The sequence below is a fragment of the Longimicrobiaceae bacterium genome, from assembly GCA_035696245.1.
In the GTDB taxonomy this organism is placed as follows: Bacteria; Gemmatimonadota; Gemmatimonadetes; order Longimicrobiales; family Longimicrobiaceae; genus DASRQW01.
The window spans coordinates 1-1506 of sequence record DASRQW010000010.1 but is presented as its reverse complement, the minus strand read 5'-3'; the positions used below and the strand labels follow the sequence as shown (position 1 = coordinate 1506).

3 protein-coding genes are annotated in these 1506 nt (G+C 67.7%); 1 reads left to right on the top strand and 2 read right to left on the bottom strand.

The genetic code is table 11. From position 1 onward, the window contains the following. Positions 1–408 (top strand): hypothetical protein (locus VFE05_00345; GenBank protein ID HET6228490.1); only part of this gene is annotated, 408 nt, incomplete at its 5' end. Positions 409–411: 3 nt separating this feature from the next. On the opposite strand, the gene VFE05_00340 is transcribed toward VFE05_00345, so the two are convergent. Continuing rightward, positions 412–690, bottom strand: coding sequence for an Lrp/AsnC ligand binding domain-containing protein (locus VFE05_00340; protein HET6228489.1), 279 nt, complete (start codon positions 688–690; stop codon positions 412–414). Further along, positions 687–1199 (bottom strand): hypothetical protein, encoded by a 513-nt coding sequence (locus tag VFE05_00335; protein ID HET6228488.1) that lies wholly within the window; start codon positions 1197–1199, stop codon positions 687–689. Before VFE05_00335 ends, VFE05_00340 begins: the two co-directional genes overlap by 4 nt. Positions 1200–1506 lie beyond the last annotated feature (307 nt).

The following is a 1506-nucleotide window of genomic DNA, read 5'->3' as shown; positions in this document are numbered from 1 at the left end:
CGGGGCGACCTGGACATGACGGTGCTGGCTATCCGGACGGGCGCCACGACCAGCCCCACGCTGGTGGGATCCTACATGGAGCGCGACCATGGCTCGGCACGCGGAGTCCATCAGCTGTTCGTCCTGGGAGATTCCAGCGCGACGGGCTATTCGCCATCGATGCTGTACGTCGCACGCGACTCCGCCCCCGAGCTCCGCCGGTTCATCGACCATCTGGACCTCGATGGTGACGGAGTTGACGAGATAGTGCTCGAAGGATGGCGCGATAGTGGTGAAAGCGCTCTGCTGATCTTTCAATACACCGGCGGACGCTGGAAGGAGACCGCCCGCAGCGCCACGAGCTGGTGCGGCGACCCCCCCGCTGACCATAGCGGCCCTCTGGGGCTGCCAGGCCGCGGGACGAGCTGACAGCTACTCCACCCCGATGTCCCAGGCCTGCTGAAGGTCCTTCTTGGAGTAGGCACGAAAGGCCGTGAGCGTCTGCGTGCGCTGAAGCCCCGGCACCTTGGGAAAGGACTCCGTCACGACCTTCGCGATCTGGTCGTACTCGGCCACCTTCACGATGGCCACCAGGTCCCAGTCGCCGCTGACCGAATACACGTCGGTCACTCCGTCGATCTCCGCGAGGAACTGCGCGGTGGCGGGGATGGACGCTGGCTCGGCCCTGATGAGGACGATCGTCGTGATCACGGAAGGGGTCCGGTAGAGGGAAAGGGGGGAACGTTGAGCAGCCAGAGGCCGGCGATGCGCTGCTGCGGATCCAGCTCGATGAGGAGGTCCCGGGCGAGCCGGACCGTGCGCGCCGGCCGAGTGGAGCCCACTCGAAAGTAAATCACCGCCTCGGCATCGTCCGACTCCGCCCGCAGATGGGTCTCCACCTCCAAGGCGGCGACGCCGGGAGACGAGGGGCGCGAGGGGACGGCGAGTCGTCCCTCCTCGACCTCCGATGGGGGCTCGAGGGCCGGCCGCTTGCGAACGTCCGGCCAGACGGCGACCTCCACCCCGCTGATGTGCCCTCGTGCGACGTCGAGGATGAGCCAGGAGCCGTCGGCCCCCTCGAGATCCACCGACCCCGACCCGCCGGTGCCCTCGTCGTCCCCTTCGAGCCGGGCCGTGAGGATGTCGGTGTCCGCATCCCACCGGTACCGGACCGAGGGCACTGCCCCGGGGTGTGGCTCGAGCTGCACGGCGACGTTCACGCGCTCCTCCCGTCAGCGGTCGACACAAGCTGATCCCGCGATCGGCATCGGGCATCGCCTTTCCCCCGCACCGCGGCGCGAACGAACGGCCAGTGGGCTGAGATATACCCCACGTATCCGCGCCCGGCTATCTTACCCTCACGTTTGACAACTCATGCGGCGCGCTTGGCGCGCCCGGACCGGAGCGAGGGATTCCGTGGAAAGTGATGCGAAGGAGCCGACGGGTGTGACCCGCGGCCAGAACGCCGTGCACGTCATGCCGTTGGATTGGTCGGCGACGGAACGCGTTCTCACGACTCTCGTGGAC